Source organism: Mycobacterium sp., from assembly GCF_049280035.1.
Taxonomy (GTDB): domain Bacteria; phylum Actinomycetota; class Actinomycetes; order Mycobacteriales; family Mycobacteriaceae; genus Mycobacterium.
Genome location: NZ_JBAPPI010000307.1, coordinates 1 through 16,755 on the forward strand (window position 1 = coordinate 1; position 16,755 = coordinate 16,755).

Here is a 16,755-nt window from a genome sequence, read left to right on the forward strand (position 1 = left end):
CTTAACTCCGGGTGACGCTCGGCGTAGCTGAGGGGATCCGCCAGTCCCTCGGGATGGGGATAGTCCGAGCCGAAGAACAGGTGATCGATCGGCACCAGCTTCGCAAGCTCAGCCACGTTCTCCTCCCAGAACGGATTGAAGTAGACGCAGCGGCAGATGGCCTCCAGGGGATTCTCGCTGTAGAGCTGCGGCATCTTCTTGCGAGTGTCGCTGAGGTTCTCCAGCAGCCGGGGCAGCCAAGTTGTTCCGTTCTCCACCATGCCGATCCGAAGCTCGGGAAACCGCGTCAGGAGTCCGTGGCAGGCCAGCGCCGCGACCGCATCCTCGGCCGGGTTGCGGGCCAGGCTGTAGTAGGAGCGGAACGGGGAAGGCTGGAACGGCCGGAACTCGCCGGAACCCTCCCAGTCGTTGGCGTAGCGGGAATACCCGCTGTCGGAGGCGTGCATGATGACGAGCGCGCCGGTCTCCACGACCCGCTTCCAGAACGGGTCGAATTCGGGCAGCGCGAACGAGCGCGGGCCGTGGAGGCCGGGCACCGGCGCCGGCCGGATGAGAATGGCGCGCGCCCCGCGCTCGACCACCCAGTTCAGCTCGTCGATCGCCTTCTCCACGATCGGCAAGGTGATGATGGGTGTGGTAAAGATGCGGCCCTTGTAGTCGAATTGCCAGGTCTCATGCAACCACTGGTTCAGGGCGTGAATGATCGTGTGGGTCGCCTCTGGGTGGTCCCGGAAGCGTTCCTCCACCAGGCTCGCCAGCGTCGGGTACATCATCGATTTGTCGATGCCCTGCTCGTCGAGCAGCGCCAGCCGGGGTGCCGGTTCACGCATCGCGGGGGTTGCCTCGATCGCCTTGCCCAGGATCTCGCGATGCGATTTGCCTTCCGGATTGCCGTTGTGGAAGTAGTCCTCTTGGGCGCCGGGCGCGGCGACCTTATCGAAGGTCGGGTTGGGGATGTACTCGCTGATCTGTCCCAAGGTGGCGATCTTGGTGCGGCCGTCCACCTCGACATAGCGGATCGCGCCGTGATACTCGGTTGGCAGGAATTTCGTCAGCGCATCGCGGGTCTCGTACATGTGGTTATCACCATCGAAGACCGGAAAACCCAACTTTGGTTTCATCTAGCCCTCCTGAGTTTGGCCGGTGCCTATTGCGCTTGACAGTAACATCGGGTGCGTGAGAAGAGAACAGCCCACTACTTTTTTGCATGTGTTGACTCCGGCAGGGGTAATGTGCTCGCTACGGCAGTCCTACCCTTGCCGCCGAGCCCTCGGACACGAGAGGAATCTGGTGTGGACCTGCGGCTGAGCGAAGAACAACGTGCGGTCCGGGAGACTTTCGCGGCACTCTTCCGAAAGGAGGCGACGCCACAGCGCGTCCGGGCGGCGGAGTCGTCGGGCTTGGACCAGGACCTGTGGCGGCGCTTCAGCGAGACGGAAGCGCTAGGGATCGGCGTCGCGTCGGATTGCGGCGGCGTGGGCGGGGGTCTGCTCGAGCTGGCGCTAGTAGCGGAGGAGGCGGGCCGCCGCCTCGCCCCAATACCGGTCGCCGAGACCGCGGCCGCGGCGCGGCTGCTGGGCCGGCTTGGGGAAAAGGAGCTGATCGGCCCGGTGCTGACCGGCTCGTCTATCGTGTCGCTGGCCACCGGACCGGGACCGGTCGCGAAGCAGCTGCTCGTCGACGGAGCGATCGCGGATGCGATTCTCGCCGTCGAGGGGAGTTCTCTGCTTTATGTGATACGGCCGGCCGGGCTGGCCCGAACCCCGCGGCCCAACTTCGGCGGGTTGGCGTTGGCCCGATGGCCCGCCGGCTGCGAGCGCCGCTGCCTCGCCGAGGGCGATTCGGCCCGGACGATGTTCGCCACAGCTCTTGATGAGGTCCGCGTGCTGCGGGCGGCGGCACTGATCGGGCTGGCCGCCGAGGCCGTGCGCATCGGCTCTGATTACGCGAAGGTGCGTCACGCGTTCGGGCAGCCCATCGCGATGTACCAGGCGGTCGCTCACCCCTTCGCCGACGCTGTCGCGGCGTTGGACGGGGCACAACTGTTGATCCAAAAGGCCTGTTGGGCATTGGATTCGGGGCAAGCCGACGGGCCGGCGTTGGCCTCAATGTCGTTCGTCTTCGCCGCCGAGACCGCGTATCAGGCAGCCGGACACAGCCTTCATGTCCACGGCGGATACGGCTTCATGGAAGAGTACGACATCCAGCTCTACTACCGACGTGCCAAAGCATGGGCGGTCGCATTCGCCGATCCGCGGCGCGAACTGCTCACCCTCGCCGACAGACGCTTCGGCCCGGCGAGCACAGGAGGTCGCTGAGCCATGGACTTTAGCGAACCCGCGAACTGGGCCCGAATCCGCAGCGACGCAGAAGAATTCGTCGCACGGTATGTCACCCGCGAGGTGATCGAAAACGAGCGACGCACCGGAGACGGTGCCGACCGGGAGCTGACGCGAAAGCTGGGGCAGCGCGGATGGATCGCCCCGGTCTGGCCGGTGGAGGAGGGTGGGGCCGGACTCGATCACTTCGAGACCGCTGTGCTGCACGATACGCTGCGCCGGGGAGGCGTTCCTACGATCGGGCCCGGGACGACGATGCTGCCGGCCAATGCGATCAGGGCCGTGGGCTCATCGGAGCTGAAGGCCAGGATTTTGCCGGGCGTTGCGGCCGGCGAGATTCTCATCTGCCTCGGCTACACCGAACCCGCGGGCGGATCTGATGTCTTCGCCTGCGCGACCCGCTCCGAGCAAGACGGTGAAGACTGGATTGTCAACGGCCAGAAGATCTTCACCACCTTTGCGCATCTCGCTGACTACTGCTTTCTGCTCACCCGCTCGGCGCCAGGGTCCGTCGGTACCCGGGGCCTGACGATGCTGCTGGTACCGCTGGATTCACCCGGTATCGAGATCCGGCCGGTGTACACCATGGGCAATGAACGCACCAACATCGTGTTCTACAACGACGTGCGGGTCGCCGATGCCAACCGGATTGGCGAAGCGCACCAGGGCCTTTCGGTGATGCTCGCCGCGTTGGAGGCCGAGCAGAACGTCGCGCCCGCCTCACGGACGGGATTGGTGGCAGCCGATGCGCTCGAATTCGCCCGCACGCATCCGGGAACGGACGGCAGAACGCTCATCAACGATCCCCTGGTGCGTGAGCGCCTGGCCCATATGGCGATGCAGGCCGAGGTAGCCGACCTGCTCGCCTTGCGCGTGGCGTTCCTGGACGCCGAAGGCGAGAAGCCGGGCCCGGTGTCGGCGCTGTTCGGACCTGAAAGCTATGTGCGGGCGTCGGCCGCCGCCGCCGATATCGCCGGAATCGCGGGCATGCTGGATTGGACTGACCCAGACGCTGCCGTTGATGGCGCCCTTGATACCCACTACCGCAGTGCGGTCGCCACCACGATTTACGGCGGTTCCAGCGAAGTGCTGCGCAGCCTGATCGTCGAGAACAGGTTAGGGCTACCCCGCAGCCGTCCACGGCGCTGACAGGTCAGCGGAATTGGCGGGCCAGCCAATCCGTACTGTCGCGCGCGGCGCATTTGGCCACCGCGGAGTCGGCGAACATGTCGAACCCGTGAATCGCGCCGGCATAGACGTGAAGCTCCGTCGACACGCCGGCCCGGCACAGGCGAGCGGCAAAATCGATCGACTCGTCGCGAAGGCAGTCCGCCGTGCCCACGCTGATGAACGTCGGCGGTAGGCCCGCCAGCTCGGCGGCCCTGGCGGGAACCGCGTCCGGCGGCACGTCGTCTGTTCCGTAGCGCTCGCCCAGATAGCTGCGCCAGCCGAACGCGTTGGACTCCCGACTCCACATTGGAAGGCCGTCGAGCGCGCTCGACGGTGTGGTCATCCGGTCATCGAGCATCGGGTATTCAAGGTATGCGAATCCCAGACCATCGAGTTCCTGGTCCCGCCAACGCAACCCGAGAGCGGCGGCCAGTAACCCGCCGGCGCTGCGTCCGCCGACCCCGATACGGCTCGGGTCCAACCGCAGATCGGCTGCGTGATCAACGATGTACCGCAGTCCGTTGTCGCAGTCGTCTAGCGGCAGCGGATACGGTGCTTCCGGTGCCAACCGGTATTCGACGCTGACGCAGGCGCAGGACAGTGACCGGCACCATTCGTTGAGCCGGGCGTTATCCATAAAGCGGTTTCCGATCACCGTCCCGCCGCCATGCATCCAGTACAGGGCCGGCAGGTCATCGGCAGCGTCGCGGGGACGCAGCAGGGTCAGCGCGACCCCGCCGTCGGGTTCGGTCGCCAGGTCGGTGCGCTCGATGTCGGGTGCCGGCACGGGCGCGAACACCCCGTTCTGCCGCATCATCGGTACCGTCTCCGCCGAGAACACGAAGTCGGGCAGATCGCGGACGGCCTCGCGAATCTCGGGGTCAAGTGCTTCTCGACGCAGCGTGACCATCAACCGCCTCCCAGCACATGTGATTACTTCATTGCGGCGTCAGCATAGTATGCCCGTTGCATCTGACGCAGGTAGCGTTCTACTGTGGAGATGCGATACCTTTCAGAAAGAGATCATATGCTTCCCGAAGACGCAAGAATCATTTCCGTTGACGACCATGTCATCGAACATCCCCGCGTTTGGCTTGACCGGCTTCCCGCAAAGTACGAGGACGTGGCGCCGCGCATCGTGAAGCTCCCCGACGGCAACGACACCTGGCTTTACGAAGGGCGGCAGTCGGGCAACTTTGCTCTCAACGCGGTGGCGGGCAAGCACCCGCGCGACTTCGGCATGGACCCACGCAGCTACGACGACATGCTGCCGGGGTGTCATGACATCGCCGACCGCATCAAGGACATGGACATCGAGGGCACCTGGGCCCAGCTGTGCTTCCCGAACTTCGGCGGATTCGCCGGCAGCACCTTTTACGCCGCCGAGGACAAGGACTTCGCGAAGCTCTGCGTTAGCGCTTACAACGACTTCATCCTCGATGAGTGGTGTGCCTATGCCCCCGAGCGCCAGATCCCGTTGATGATGGTCCCGATCTGGGACATCGACGCGTCGGTGGCCGAGATCGAACGCACCGCCGCCAAGGGCGCGAAGTCGGTTTCGTTTATCGAGGCGCCGCACAAACTTGGCTTGCCGTCGTTCCACACCGACCATTGGGATCCCATCCTGCGGATCTGCGAGGAAGCCGAACTTCCGCTGTCGATGCACTTCGGCTCCGGCGGCACGCCGCAGGGCCTCGCGCCGGACGGCGATATGTTCATCAGCATCGCGCTTTTCGGGGTGAACTCGATGATGGCAACCGTCGACCTGTTGATGTCCGACGTGTTCTACAAGTTTCCCAAGCTCAAAGTCGCGCTTTCCGAGGGCGGCATCGGCTGGATGCCGTATCTGCTGGAACGCATCGACTACTCCTGGGGCCGACACAAGTATTGGTGCAACATCAACGCCGACAAGCTTCCCTCCGAGCTATTCCGGGAGCACATTTACGGCTGCTTCATCTCTGACCAGTCGGGTATCGAGCAACGGCACCGGATCGGCATCGACAACATCATGTTCGAAAGCGACTATCCGCACTCGGACTCCAATTGGCCGCACACCCGCAAGCTGCTCGCCGAGCATCTCGTCGACGTGCCCGACGATGAGGCCCGAAAGATCGTTGAGCTCAATGCCCGTACGCTGTACCGCTTTTGGGATTGAGCGAACCTGTGACCGGAGAGACGGGAGACACGATGAGCGCGAATGGATCCGATTTCATCTTCGACCCGTTCAAGCCCGGACCAGGCGACCAGCTGCCGGGAGTACTTGCCGAACTGCGGGAGCGATTTCCCGTCTACCACACCAGCTCTGACATCTGGGTGGTGTCGCGGTTCGACGATGTCAAGGCAGTGCAGTCCAACCCGGAGCAATTTTCATCGCGACCCAATCCCTACGAGGGGGCGGCTCCGCCCGATGACGAGATGAAACCAGAGGTGGTCGAGCGACTGCTCGCGCTGGCCGCGGGCATCCCGGTGGACATGGCCGAGATGGCTTCCGCGAAGACCATCGCCGCGGCCGACCCACCCCAACACACCCGCATGCGCCGCATCGTCAGCAGGGGATTCACGCCGCCGCGCATCAAGGAGATGGCGACTGCGATCGAGGAGATCGTCGAACGCTGTTTGGCCGGAATCGAGGGCCAACCCGCCTTCGACCTGGTCGAGCGCCTCGCCGTTCCGTTGCCTGTCGAAATGATCTGCCACATCCTCGGCATCGACGGCAGCCACTACAGCCAGGCCAAGCGCTGGTCAGACGCGTTCGCCGCCGCAGCGGGGGCGGTATTCAGCAGCCCTGCCGAACGTAACGAGTTGATGTTGAGCACCATCAAGGAGTTCAGCACGTACTTCGTGCCGCTCATTGAGGCGCGTCGCGCACAACCCAAGGGCGACTTGGTCAGTGCCATGGTCGCGGCGATCGACAACGAGTCACTGAGCAACGTCGAAACGTTGATGGTGGCGATCACCATCATGGTCGCCGGCAACGAGACGACGACGAATCTGATCGGCAACGCCGTGGTCGAGCTCCTCTCTTCCCCGGACCAGCTCAAGTTGTTGCTCGACGATCCTGGACTGCTGCCCAATGCGGTCGACGAAGCCAATCGATTGACCTCCCCGATCCAGTTCGCCTTTCGTGAGGCGACCGAAGACAACGAGATCGCCGGCACGCCAATCCCCAAGGGCGCCATCATCGCGTTGCACATGGCCGCGGCCAACCGTGATCCGCGCCGCTTCGATGATCCCGACCGCTTCCTGATCACCCGGCCCCCCGGCAAGAATCTGGCATTCGGACATGGCATCCACTTCTGTTTGGGCGCGCACCTTGCAGGACAGGAAGTGCGCGCGGCGGTCGGCGGCCTACTTCCGTACCTCGACCGGCTCGAGATAGCCGGAGCGCTGCAGCGCAACCCGACGGCGCTGCTGAACGGCTGGCAAAAGGTCGAGCTTGCGTGGGTCTAGGAAAATAGTGCGCTGCGTGAGTGACAACCGGGGCGTCACGCGGACCTTGTGGTCAATCAGTGCCGGGCAACGGGGTGTTGTCCCAGGCGGCGGCCGGTCGCGGCGTCTGCGGCGACGACGTTGCGCCGCTGACGCCCCTCGTCGCGCCTGGTCCGACGGCTAAGCACCCGATCGTCGCGCCTTGTCAGGGTGCAACTGTTCTGAATGAGGAGGTCGAGCTGCTGCCAGCTGAGCCCATCGAGCTCGCCACCTGAGTCGTGGGTGGCGACCACAACTCCGCCCCGCAACAGCGGCACTGTTTTGGCGCTGAACCGAGTTGTGGCCAAAAGCATTTCGGTGGCGCTGCGGTTGACTTTGCGGCGGCACCGCCGTGTTGAGGGAGTGAACCAGAAGTCGAACTGTCGATCGGCACTGGTCAGACTTTCAAGCCCACAGTCGTGAACGAGTTCGGCGATATCGGCGCTGCTGTAGGCGTGGGTTTCATAGACGACGCCATTGGGGCTGAAGTAGAGAACGGTGTTCATGTGGTTGTCCTTTTTCGGTTCTTTATGGGCTGACCCGAAGGTGCAGCCAAGTTAGTTACACGCGTGTAATTTCCCAGATAACGGCTGCGCTAAACCTTCCTAACGAAAAGAAAACAATGTTTGAGCGCGAAGGCGGAACCTGACCGATTGCTGCACGAGCGTTGGTCGCTGACCGTCAATGTGGCACGCGGCTACTTTGTGCTGTTTGCGGGTACCTCTACCGCACAGCCCACCGCCAGATTGTTTTGGTGCGGCTGTTCGACGAGGAGGCAGTTATATGACCGAGCGTTACACCACCACCGACGGCGGTGCCCCCGCACCCAGTGACGAACAATCGTTGACGATCGGGCCTGACGGTCCGATCCTGCTGCAGGATCACTACCTGATCGAGCAGATGGCCCAGTTCAATCGGGAGCGAATTCCGGAACGCCAGCCGCATGCCAAAGGCGGCGGGGCGTTTGGGCACTTCGAAGTGACCAACGATGTCAGTAAGTACACCAGAGCTGCGGTATTCCAGCCGGGCACCAAGACCGAGACGCTGATCAGATTCTCCACCGTCGCCGGCGAGCGGGGCAGCCCAGACACGTGGCGCGACCCGCGCGGATTTTCGCTGAAGTTCTACACATCGGAGGGCAACTTCGACATGGTCGGCAACAACACGCCGGTCTTCTTCATCCGCGACCCGCTGAAATTCCAGCATTTCATCCGCTCTCAGAAGCGTATGCAGGCAACCAACCTGCGGGACAACAACATGCAGTGGGACTTCTGGAGCTTGTCGCCGGAGTCGGCTCATCAGGTGACCTGGCTGATGGGCGACCGCGGAATCCCCAAGAGCTGGCGCCACATGAACGGCTACAGCAGCCACACCTACAGCTGGATCAACGCCGCCGACGAGATCTTCTGGGTGAAGTACCACTTCATCACCGATCAGGGCATCGACTTCCTGACCCAGGAGGACGGCGATCGGCTGGCCGGCGAGGATGGCGACTACCACCAACGCGACCTCTATGAGGCGATCGAGGGCGGCGACTTCCCGAGTTGGACGTTGAAAATGCAGATCATGCCGTTCGAGGAGGCCAAGACCTATCGGTTTAATCCGTTCGACCTGACGAAGGTGTGGCCGCACAGCGACTATCCGCTGATCGATGTGGGCAAGCTGACGCTCGACCGCAACGTGACCGACTACCACACGGAGATCGAGCAGGCGGCGTTCGAACCGAACAATATTGTGCCCGGCACTGGCCTTAGCCCGGACAAGATGCTGCTGGCCCGCGGTTTCTCCTATGCCGATGCGCACCGTGCGCGGCTGGGGACCAACTACAAGCAGATTCCGGTCAACACGCCACATGTGGAGGTCGATAGCTACTCCAAGGACGGCGCGATGCGGATCAAAAACGTCTCCGATCCGGTGTACGCACCGAACTCCTACGGTGGTCCGCAGGCGGACCCGACGCGCGCCGCCGAGGTGCGCTGGCAGGCCGACGGCGAAATGATCCGGGCCGCCTACACGCTGCGCGCAGAGGACGACGACTGGGGTCAGCCCGGCACCCTGGTGCGCGAGGTTCTCGATGACGACGCGCGAGATCGGCTGGTGCACAACATCGTTGGACACGTCCTGAAGGGCGTCAAGGAGCCGGTCCTGTCGCGGGTGTTCGAGTATTGGCGCAACGTGGACCCGGATCTCGGCAAGAAGGTCGAGGAGGGAGTCCGGGCAAGCTCAGCGAGCTGAGGCCGGCGGGCGCCCGCTGCTCGATGAATCGTTCCTTCGCCGAACCGGCCCGGCTGCTTCTTCGCCGGTTGCTCGCTAGGAGGTGAGTTCCTAGAAGCCCTGGCGGCCATGACAGGTGCGCGCCGAAGTGGGGTGTTTTCTTTTGGTCGTCCGCTGCTAATGCGGCAGCACCGTAGCGGTTATAGCTGTCTTTCGCCGCCGTCGACGAACAGCTCGGTTCCGGTCATGAAGCTGCTCTCGTCGGAGGCGAGGAATACCACCGCGGCGGCGACTTCCTCGGGCCGCCCCACCCGACCCATCGGCACATTCGACGCCTGGGCGTCGAGCAGTGCCTGTTCCTGGCCGCTCGGTGCCAGGCCCTTCAGTCCTGGCGTCTCAATTGGACCCGGTACGACGGTGTTGACCCGGATGCCTCTGTCGACCAACTCAGCCGCCCACGTGCGCCCCAGCGAGCGGATGGCAGCTTTCGACGCCGCGTACACGCCCATTGCGGGTGTGCCTCCGTGCGCGGAGGTTGAACCGGTCAACACGATCGACGCTCCTGGTTTCAGCAAGGGCAAGACCTTCTGCAGCGTGAACAGGATTCCGCCGACGTTGATCTGAAATGTGATGGCGAACTGTTCGACGGTCACGTCGGGCAGCGTCGCCAATTCGCCCCCGCCGGCATTGGCGAACACAACATCCAGGCCGCGTCCACGGGCCCCGATGGCATCGGCAACGTTGTCGAGGTCGTCGAGATTCGACACGTCGCCGCGGATGCCGGTTGCTTCCGCTCCGATCGACGCCACGGCGTCGTCGAGAGTCTTCTGATTTCGCCCGGTGATGAAGACGTGTGCGCCTTCGGCTGCCAACCGCTGTGCGGTGGCGAGGCCGATGCCGGAGTTGCCGCCGGTGACGAGTGCCGTCTTTCCAGAAAGCTGACCCATGGTGATCTCCTTTGTTTGAGGTGGACACAAATCGCTAAGCAGTTAGGTCAGTAACAACACGTGACATGTCACGTTATTCCTGCGACGCCACTGCTAGCACGAACAGCTTCTCGGGCGGCCAGGCGAACCGGGAGCTCGCGCCGGTGGGTGACCACTCTTGACGGCGTGAAGGCTCGAGAACGAAATCGCAGGTAACGAGCGGGAGCGAATCGGATCGAAACGGAACGAACTGGCGGCTCAAAAGGCAAAAGCCCTGGTAGAGCGTCAGTTTCGATTCCCGGCAGCTCCATAGAGAAGGTGCTGGTCAGAGCTATAGGCGAGTCCCACCAGGCAGATCCTGAGGCGTTCTGTTCGTGGGAGGTGTTGATGGTGATCGTAGTCGAGAAGGTTGCGGAAGTCGGTTTTGCAGACGCGGGCCGGCAAGGTCAGCCTGAGGAACACACAGGGTGAGTAGGGTCGAGCCGTGGTGCATGAAAAAACCCAGGCATCGACCCCGATCTTGGCGCTGGTCGCGGCGGCCCGTGTCGCCGTGGGAGCCGTGATGATCTTCGCGCCGAGCCGGATCTTTTCGCCCGGATCCGGGACAGAAACACTACTCATGCGGACCATTGGGATCCGTGATGTGGTTCTCGGCTCCGGTGCATGTGTGGCTTGGGCACGTGGCGAAGAAGGCGAATTGAAACGGTGGGCGACGGTTGGACTGGCTAGTGATGGAGCCGACTTCGTTACCGGGCTTCGCAGCAAGCCGCTAGTCGGTTCCAAAAGCGCACTGATCGCCACGCTCTCCCCGGTCCCCTTTGTGGCGGCCGGGATCCTTGGACTAACCCGCAGCCTGAGAAAGTGATCCCGACGGGCGCGAACGAGCAACCGATTCGTGTTGGCGCACGCACTGGCGGTCGGCGACGAAAGAGGCCAAGACGCCGACGTATTCACACTTCAGGACGGCAGGACGGTCCGGGTACAGGCGCACACAGACACGGCGGTAATGGAGCGCGTCTACGGCAGGAAACAGGTCGCGGCGGGGTAGTAGGACCGCTTGTCCGACCAAAGGCGACGCTCCTGGAATGGGGTCGGCCCGTAATCCCACATCGGGTGGCGGGCCTCCCGCCTGTCACACGAAGTCCGAGCCACCGTCGACGTTCACCGTTGCCCCGGTGACATACCCGTTGCGTCGGGACGCCAGGTAAGCCGTGATGGAGGCTATCTCCTCGGGGAGCCCGGCGCGGCCGAGATCGCACGGCTGGTGGAAGTTGTTCTCGATCCAAGTCATCACATCGTGCGGATTCGAGGCATCGAGGCCGTCGGCTGCGAGAATGTCCCTGAGGTTCTCGGTAAAGCTCGCAGTCACGATGGTGCCGGGGCACACGCAGTTGACCAGAATGCCATCCGTGGCAAGGCTTTTAGACAAGTTCTTGGTGACGCTGGACAGCGCTGCCTTCGACGCGGTGTAGGCGACGATGCGTGGATTCTGTCGCTGGATGGAATGCGCGGACAGCGTCACGATGCGAGCCCAGTCAGCGGCGCGGAGCATGGGCAATGCGGCACGAATTGAGCGCACGCCCGACATGGTGCCGAGCGCGAAAGTGGCGTCCCATTCTGCGTCGTCCATCTCCTCGAAGTACCCGTCGCCCGGTCCGATGGTGTGTACCAAGCTGTTGAGTTCACCCCAGCGGTCGGCGACGACGGCGAAGCCGTCAACGATGGAGGCAGCATCGGCCATATCCACGCTGATTCCCACGGCGTCCGGAGCACCTGCGGCTCTGAGCTTTTCCTCTGCGGCATCGAGACCCGCCCTGCCTCGGGCCATGACGGCAACGCGGGCTCCCTCTGCTGCCAAGGTTTCGGCGATGGCCAGCCCCATGCCCTTGCTGCCGCCGGTGACGACGGCGGTCGATCCGGCCAAGCCTAGGTCCATCGTCTCTCCTCGTGATCAGGCTGCGGTGCATGGTTTCCCGCGATTCGAGTGATCGTCGCAGCCGCTACGCCCAAACCGCGCAAGCAGAATCGCACCGTGCGTTCTCGGACCTCTACACGCTCGCAGTCGCCTGTTGCCCATTGCCGTTCGGTGCTCGCCCACACGACGCCCTGAATGGACTGCGCCCCGGCCATCGGGTCAACGCTATGGAAATCGCCAAGTGCCAGACCCCGCCGGATCTGGTCGATGAGCGGCTCGAGCATCTCGGCGTACGCCGGCTGTATCAGCTCGGGGGCCGCGAAACTTTGCGATTGCGCCTCGAGGGACATGCGACGCAGATCAGATTTGATGTTCTCGCTGAATGCGAGGTCGAGTCGTCCGTCGATCCAGGCAGCGACAGCCTCAGCCGGCGTGTCTACTGCTGCCATTTTCCTTCTTAACCTTCGCTTTTCAGTGGTCGCCATCTCGAGAAAGACCGTCGACACAAGCTGGTCCTTCGATTCGAAATGGCGATAGAACGCGCGAGTGCTGAGTTGAGCGCGCTGGAGCACCGCGGCGATGCTCAGCCCTTGGACGCCGTGCTCGCGGAGTGATTTCGATGCTGCGGCCACGATCGCACGGCGTGTATCGGGATCGGGGGCAAGCTTGCTTCGCCGCCGCGTGACTGGGACGCTCATGCGGTCGCGTCATACGTGTGGAGGTAGTCCACAAATCGTTCGCGAATCCCCTGCGGGGTAAGACCGAAATCGGCTAGCTCGTAGTTGTGCGCGCCGCGAGTGCCCGGCTTGTGCTTGGCGGCCCATTCCTCGACCGAGCCGGCGGCCGCATCGGAGAACACTAACCCCAAGGACTCGTAGCTTGCCCTCAAGGTATTCACCGGGTCCGACTGCAAGTCCGCGAATGCGACATCGGAAAATCGCTCCTCGCCAACACGTTTGCGGAAGTCCATCGCCCGGCGAACAGCCTCAGCCCAGCTATCGAGCTGCTCCGCGCCGAGTTCTTCAGGGTCGTCGCGATCGCTACTCCAACTACGAACGTATCGGATGAGGCTGCACAGCGATCCCATCACGTTGGCTGGATCACGGTGGCTCCACATGAACTTGGCGTTGGGGTACGCCTCGACGAGCGCGTCGAGCGCAAACATGTGCACCGGAGTTTTGAGGTGCCACAGAACCGGCGGACAATGCCACTGCAGAAGTTTGAGCACCCGACGATGAAACACATACGTTTCGCGCATATCGCAGCCCATCAGCCAAGCCAGGTAACTCGGCACCCGCACGGCACCGTCAAAATGGAAGGTGCGAAAGCTCATTCCCATCAGGTCTTGGCATTCCGTGGCTGCCGTCGCTTCAGAGTTGTGGAGGGTCTTCATCAGCGGGAACATCTCGTTCAACATCTCCAAGCCGGCCTCGGCTTGTGCAATGCGGGGATCGGTGTACTGGGTTGCGGCCTCTGGCGGTGGGGTCGGAGCCTGCGATTCCCACATCCGCAGCGACCGGAATTGGGGGTCGGCAGCTACCAATTGGCTCAGAGCCGTCGTTCCCGTCCGCGGCAATCCGATGACGAAGACGGGGCCGCCCACCACCTCATCGTCGATTTCGGGATGCCGGGCATAGGTTTCCTCGACCTTCAGGCGTTGGATCAGGGCATTGCTGATCGTGGCGTGTTGAATGACCTCGCCCATCCCGGAAAGCTCAGCTTCGGTGTTCAACGCTTCGACGGTCCGTTCGAGGCCCTCCCGGTAATAGGGCGATCCGAAGTCGTCGAGGCCCGTCGCAGCGCGGGCTCCGTCTTCGAGTTCGTCGGCCGAGAATGTCACACTGCGAACCTTTCGTGCACGGCGCGTCGGCGGCGCTCAAGGACGGATGTCCGCTCGTCGGCGATCACTCTCTTCGTGTCGGGCGGCAAGGCAGATGCGATGTCGTCGAAGGACACCAATCGGGCGCTGGGTGTCGGTGCTGTCGTGGTGCGCACGCAACGAAGGATCATTGCGCCGTTGCTGTGGCCGGCGGTGTCGAGCCAGTTCGCTACTCCGGGATCGCGCGCGCACAGCACAACGCGCACCAGGCCGTCGGAGTCCACGGCGACCTGGTGTGCATTCAGACTGGACTGATGTCGTCCGTAGTGGATGGTTTCCCACCACGGATTCCCGAGTGAATAACTCCAGTAAACGCCCTGGGGCGGTTCAACTTCGAGAATGAGCGCCTCATCAGGACCGAGCTCCCAGCGGCCGATAACCGGTCTGTTCTCCGCGGCTGCGCCCATGCCGGTCCGATCAATCGGGGGGAGAAAGCCATTGGCCGGAGCTGCACCGCCGAACTGGAGAAAGAACTGGAGGTTGTCGTGAACAAAGTCGCCGAGGGCGACGAGCTGACGGGACACTTGTACGTCGGGATTGATCGGGGCCATCTCATGCTCAACGGCCCCACCGAGCCGCTCTATTCGCAGAGAGGACTGCACCTCGGTGTCCCAGTCGTAGAAGAAGTGTCGCACCGTCAAAGTGGGGTGGTCGCCCTCGATGCGCATCCAGTTTCCACCGCGTTCGTCCCGAGACAGGATCACCTCGAAGTTGCCGTCAGCCTCCACCGCAAGTTCGTCGACCAATTCATTTGCGGTCGAGACGATTCCGTCCATCGTTTGCAGCCCGACATACCGGGCGGTGCCACGATTACCGAACAGGCGGTAGCTTTCCCCGCCGCGCAACGTTGCCCGTGTATAGATGCAGTCCGGGCACTCCATACCCCAGGTGATGATGTCGTTGGTGCTGGCGCGCTGGACGGACAGGATTGGATCCGGATCAAACCGCAGCGCCTCGTCGACGCCGGCGGCCAGCAGCACCAGCAGATGGCGCATCCCTGACGCGAAATCGACCCCATTCCGGGTCGCGGGATCGGACTGCACGATCTGCCCGACGCGTTCGAGCTGGTGGAGCAGATGTGCCCACGCCGCCGACAGGTCTTTCTCGGAGCCGCGTGGGTTCCCGGTCAACGACGCCTCCGCGATCGAGTGCGGTAACCAGGCCAGTGGTTTCTGCTCCACGCTGATGTTTCCTCCGCTTTGAGGCTGTTGGGAGCGCTTATCCGAAAATAGTGTTTTCATTTAATGCGGTGGTTCACTATCTCAGCCGCCGCCAAGTGTGTCAATGTTCGATCGGACTGGCCCGGAGCTCACCCGTCAGCCCTGGGCGAGCGCCTTCATGTCCGGGGCCAGCAGGTCGGCGAGCGCCGACCACGGCACGGTGATCACCGGCAGACCGTGCCCAAACTGGCCGTCCGCAAAGTGCAGCTCCAGCCCCGCCGCGGTGGGAATCCAGTTGGCGTAGTTTTGCGGCAGGGGGCGGTTGCCGGGTTCGTCGGGCATCGGGGCGCCGTCACCACCGGGACCGTAGACCTTAGGCCAGGTTTGCTTGGTTTGCTCGGAGAGTCGATCCAGCCCGGACTGTTCCTCGGTGAACAGGTCGCCCAGGGTAATCGGATGTGCGGTGCGGCTGTCGATGACGACCGTGCTCACGTAGTTGGTGGGGTGTGCCGCTCCCTTGGTGTAGGAGGCCCCGCTCAGCACTTCGCCGATCGCGGTGGGCCGGAACGTCAACGCCGACTTGAGCTCGAAGCTCCATCCTCGTACCCCGTCGGCGTCGGAGCTGGCTTGGTCGACCTGCTGGTGCGCCGAGGCCTCACTGGACTTGTTAAACGCTTCGGCCACCGCCGGGTCGCCGCCGGATAGCTGACCCGCCAACGCATGCCAGCGCCCCGCGCCATCGGGCGTCGTGCCGTCGATCGGCTTCATCGTGACGGTGTAGTCCTTGCCGTTGGACACACCGGACGCCACTGGTGGGTTCGCCGAGACGCCGGGAGTGGTGCTGGTGGAATCGGGCTTCGGCGTCGCGCTCTGCGGAGGCGGGTGGCCGGGCTTGGTGCCCGCGCAGCCCACCGACGACAACCCGATTACGACGGACACCGTCGCGGCGAGCAGCCGCGGCATGGTGTGCGAGATCATGAGGCTCCCAACAGCTTCAGGATTTTGTTGTAGTTGTCGATGCGCGCTTGCAGGCCGTGGTCGCCACCGTTGATCGCCCGCGAGATGGTTGTGATGTCGCCTTGGTCGGCGAGCAGGTTGAGGTCGCCCAGGCCGGTACCGTGATTCCAGAACCACCCAGCGGTGCGGAACCCGATGACGGGATCGCTGGCCACCTGCTCGGGGTTGTCGATCAGGTCCAGCCCCAGGGCTTTCCCCGCGGCGGCGTAATTGTTACGCCCGGTCAGCTGCAGCCCGCCCCGCCCCTTGTACTTAGGGCCGTCGCCCGGGTTGATGTTGCCCAAGTCAGCGCGCCCGTCGTACTCAGAGCCGTCCGCGTACTCGGTGAGGGTGTCGCCCCAGGCGGTCTCCTCGGCGGCCTCCGCGAGGAACGCGGCTTGGCGTGCCGGAGTGTTGATGTTCGCCTCGTCCATGGCCTGATTGATCGCAGCGGTCCACGCTTTGGCTTTGGCTTCCGCGTCAGCCGGAGACAACGGAACGTGGTTGCTGGTCGCGTAGTTGGGAAAGATCTGCTTGAACTGGTCCTCGGTGATCCCGTGGCCCGGTTGTGGTGGCGCTTGCGGGATTTCACGCCCGTTGTAGTCGAGCTGGGTTTCGCCGACGGCGGCGTTCAAAGCGGTGGCCAGCTCATGATCGGTCGCGTGGGCTTTGGTGTTGAGCGTGTCGA

At 63.4% G+C, this 16,755-nt stretch carries 15 protein-coding genes and 1 pseudogene; 6 read left to right on the forward strand and 10 right to left on the reverse strand.

The window, feature by feature from the left end:
• A partial coding sequence (locus WAN71_RS10280) for an amidohydrolase family protein (RefSeq protein ID WP_422225231.1) occupies positions 1–1,121 on the reverse strand: 1,121 nt, incomplete at its 3' end.
• Between the two features lie 171 nt (positions 1,122–1,292).
• Between WAN71_RS10280 and WAN71_RS10285 the strand changes: the two genes are divergently transcribed.
• Both WAN71_RS10285 and WAN71_RS10290 read left to right on the forward strand, forming a co-directional pair.
• Positions 1,293–2,318, forward strand: coding sequence for an acyl-CoA dehydrogenase family protein (locus WAN71_RS10285; RefSeq protein ID WP_422225232.1), 1,026 nt, complete (start codon positions 1,293–1,295; stop codon positions 2,316–2,318).
• Between the two features lie 3 nt (positions 2,319–2,321).
• Positions 2,322–3,488: an acyl-CoA dehydrogenase family protein gene (locus tag WAN71_RS10290; protein ID WP_422225233.1), complete on the forward strand. Its 1,167-nt coding sequence runs from the start codon at positions 2,322–2,324 to the stop codon at positions 3,486–3,488.
• 4 nt (positions 3,489–3,492) lie between these two features.
• Here the strand turns inward: WAN71_RS10290 and WAN71_RS10295 are convergent, their stop codons facing one another.
• Positions 3,493–4,419, reverse strand: coding sequence for an alpha/beta hydrolase (locus tag WAN71_RS10295; protein WP_422225234.1), 927 nt, complete (start codon positions 4,417–4,419; stop codon positions 3,493–3,495).
• Positions 4,420–4,536: 117 nt separating this feature from the next.
• On the opposite strand from WAN71_RS10295, the gene WAN71_RS10300 reads away from it, so the two are divergent.
• The gene (locus WAN71_RS10300) at positions 4,537–5,664 is read left to right on the forward strand and encodes an amidohydrolase family protein (protein ID WP_422225235.1); all 1,128 of its coding nucleotides are present in this window, start codon (positions 4,537–4,539) and stop codon (positions 5,662–5,664) included.
• A 32-nt stretch (positions 5,665–5,696) separates the two neighbouring features.
• Entirely contained in the window at positions 5,697–6,959 is a 1,263-nt protein-coding gene (locus WAN71_RS10305) for a cytochrome P450 (RefSeq protein WP_422225236.1), read from the forward strand.
• Positions 6,960–7,015: 56 nt separating this feature from the next.
• Here WAN71_RS10305 and WAN71_RS10310 read toward each other — a convergent pair whose 3' ends face one another.
• Positions 7,016–7,483, reverse strand: coding sequence for a hypothetical protein (locus tag WAN71_RS10310; protein ID WP_422225237.1), 468 nt, complete (start codon positions 7,481–7,483; stop codon positions 7,016–7,018).
• Between the two features lie 277 nt (positions 7,484–7,760).
• On the opposite strand from WAN71_RS10310, the gene WAN71_RS10315 reads away from it, so the two are divergent.
• Positions 7,761–9,212 (forward strand): catalase, encoded by a 1,452-nt coding sequence (locus WAN71_RS10315; RefSeq protein WP_422225238.1) that lies wholly within the window; start codon positions 7,761–7,763, stop codon positions 9,210–9,212.
• 179 nt (positions 9,213–9,391) lie between these two features.
• On the opposite strand, the gene WAN71_RS10320 is transcribed toward WAN71_RS10315, so the two are convergent.
• The gene (locus WAN71_RS10320) at positions 9,392–10,138 is read right to left on the reverse strand and encodes an SDR family oxidoreductase (protein ID WP_422225239.1); all 747 of its coding nucleotides are present in this window, start codon (positions 10,136–10,138) and stop codon (positions 9,392–9,394) included.
• A gap of 889 nt (positions 10,139–11,027) precedes the next feature.
• Between WAN71_RS10320 and WAN71_RS10325 the strand changes: the two are divergent.
• Positions 11,028–11,165 (forward strand): annotated as a pseudogene (locus tag WAN71_RS10325) (DUF4440 domain-containing protein); the annotation flags it as partial.
• Positions 11,166–11,249: 84 nt separating this feature from the next.
• Here WAN71_RS10325 and WAN71_RS10330 read toward each other — a convergent pair.
• The 6 genes from WAN71_RS10330 to WAN71_RS10355 all read right to left on the reverse strand — a co-directional run.
• Positions 11,250–12,053: an SDR family NAD(P)-dependent oxidoreductase gene (locus WAN71_RS10330; protein ID WP_422225240.1), complete on the reverse strand. Its 804-nt coding sequence runs from the start codon at positions 12,051–12,053 to the stop codon at positions 11,250–11,252.
• Entirely contained in the window at positions 12,044–12,730 is a 687-nt protein-coding gene (locus WAN71_RS10335) for a TetR/AcrR family transcriptional regulator (protein WP_422225241.1), read from the reverse strand. The genes WAN71_RS10330 and WAN71_RS10335 overlap by 10 nt, the downstream gene beginning before the upstream one ends.
• Positions 12,727–13,872, reverse strand: a complete 1,146-nt coding sequence (locus tag WAN71_RS10340; RefSeq protein WP_422225242.1) for a sulfotransferase family protein — start codon at positions 13,870–13,872, stop codon at positions 12,727–12,729. The genes WAN71_RS10335 and WAN71_RS10340 overlap by 4 nt, the downstream gene beginning before the upstream one ends.
• Positions 13,869–15,098, reverse strand: coding sequence for a hypothetical protein (locus WAN71_RS10345; RefSeq protein WP_422225245.1), 1,230 nt, complete (start codon positions 15,096–15,098; stop codon positions 13,869–13,871). The genes WAN71_RS10340 and WAN71_RS10345 overlap by 4 nt, the downstream gene beginning before the upstream one ends.
• A 129-nt stretch (positions 15,099–15,227) precedes the next feature.
• On the reverse strand, positions 15,228–16,049 hold the full coding sequence (locus tag WAN71_RS10350; RefSeq protein ID WP_422225243.1) for a DUF3298 domain-containing protein: 822 nt from the start codon (positions 16,047–16,049) through the stop codon (positions 15,228–15,230).
• A partial coding sequence (locus tag WAN71_RS10355; RefSeq protein ID WP_422225244.1) for a glycoside hydrolase family 19 protein occupies positions 16,046–16,755 on the reverse strand: 710 nt, incomplete at its 5' end. The genes WAN71_RS10350 and WAN71_RS10355, both read right to left, overlap by 4 nt.

Coding starts and splice junctions, on each gene's coding strand:
- WAN71_RS10290 (WP_422225233.1), top strand. CDS start 2,322: ATGGACTTTAGCGAACCCGCGAACTGGGCCCGAATCCGCAGCGACGCA.
- WAN71_RS10295 (WP_422225234.1), bottom strand. CDS start 4,419: ATGGTCACGCTGCGTCGAGAAGCACTTGACCCCGAGATTCGCGAGGCC.
- WAN71_RS10300 (WP_422225235.1), top strand. CDS start 4,537: ATGCTTCCCGAAGACGCAAGAATCATTTCCGTTGACGACCATGTCATC.
- WAN71_RS10305 (WP_422225236.1), top strand. CDS start 5,697: ATGAGCGCGAATGGATCCGATTTCATCTTCGACCCGTTCAAGCCCGGA.
- WAN71_RS10310 (WP_422225237.1), bottom strand. CDS start 7,483: ATGAACACCGTTCTCTACTTCAGCCCCAATGGCGTCGTCTATGAAACC.
- WAN71_RS10315 (WP_422225238.1), top strand. CDS start 7,761: ATGACCGAGCGTTACACCACCACCGACGGCGGTGCCCCCGCACCCAGT.
- WAN71_RS10320 (WP_422225239.1), bottom strand. CDS start 10,138: ATGGGTCAGCTTTCTGGAAAGACGGCACTCGTCACCGGCGGCAACTCC.
- WAN71_RS10330 (WP_422225240.1), bottom strand. CDS start 12,053: ATGGACCTAGGCTTGGCCGGATCGACCGCCGTCGTCACCGGCGGCAGC.
- WAN71_RS10335 (WP_422225241.1), bottom strand. CDS start 12,730: ATGAGCGTCCCAGTCACGCGGCGGCGAAGCAAGCTTGCCCCCGATCCC.
- WAN71_RS10350 (WP_422225243.1), bottom strand. CDS start 16,049: ATGATCTCGCACACCATGCCGCGGCTGCTCGCCGCGACGGTGTCCGTC.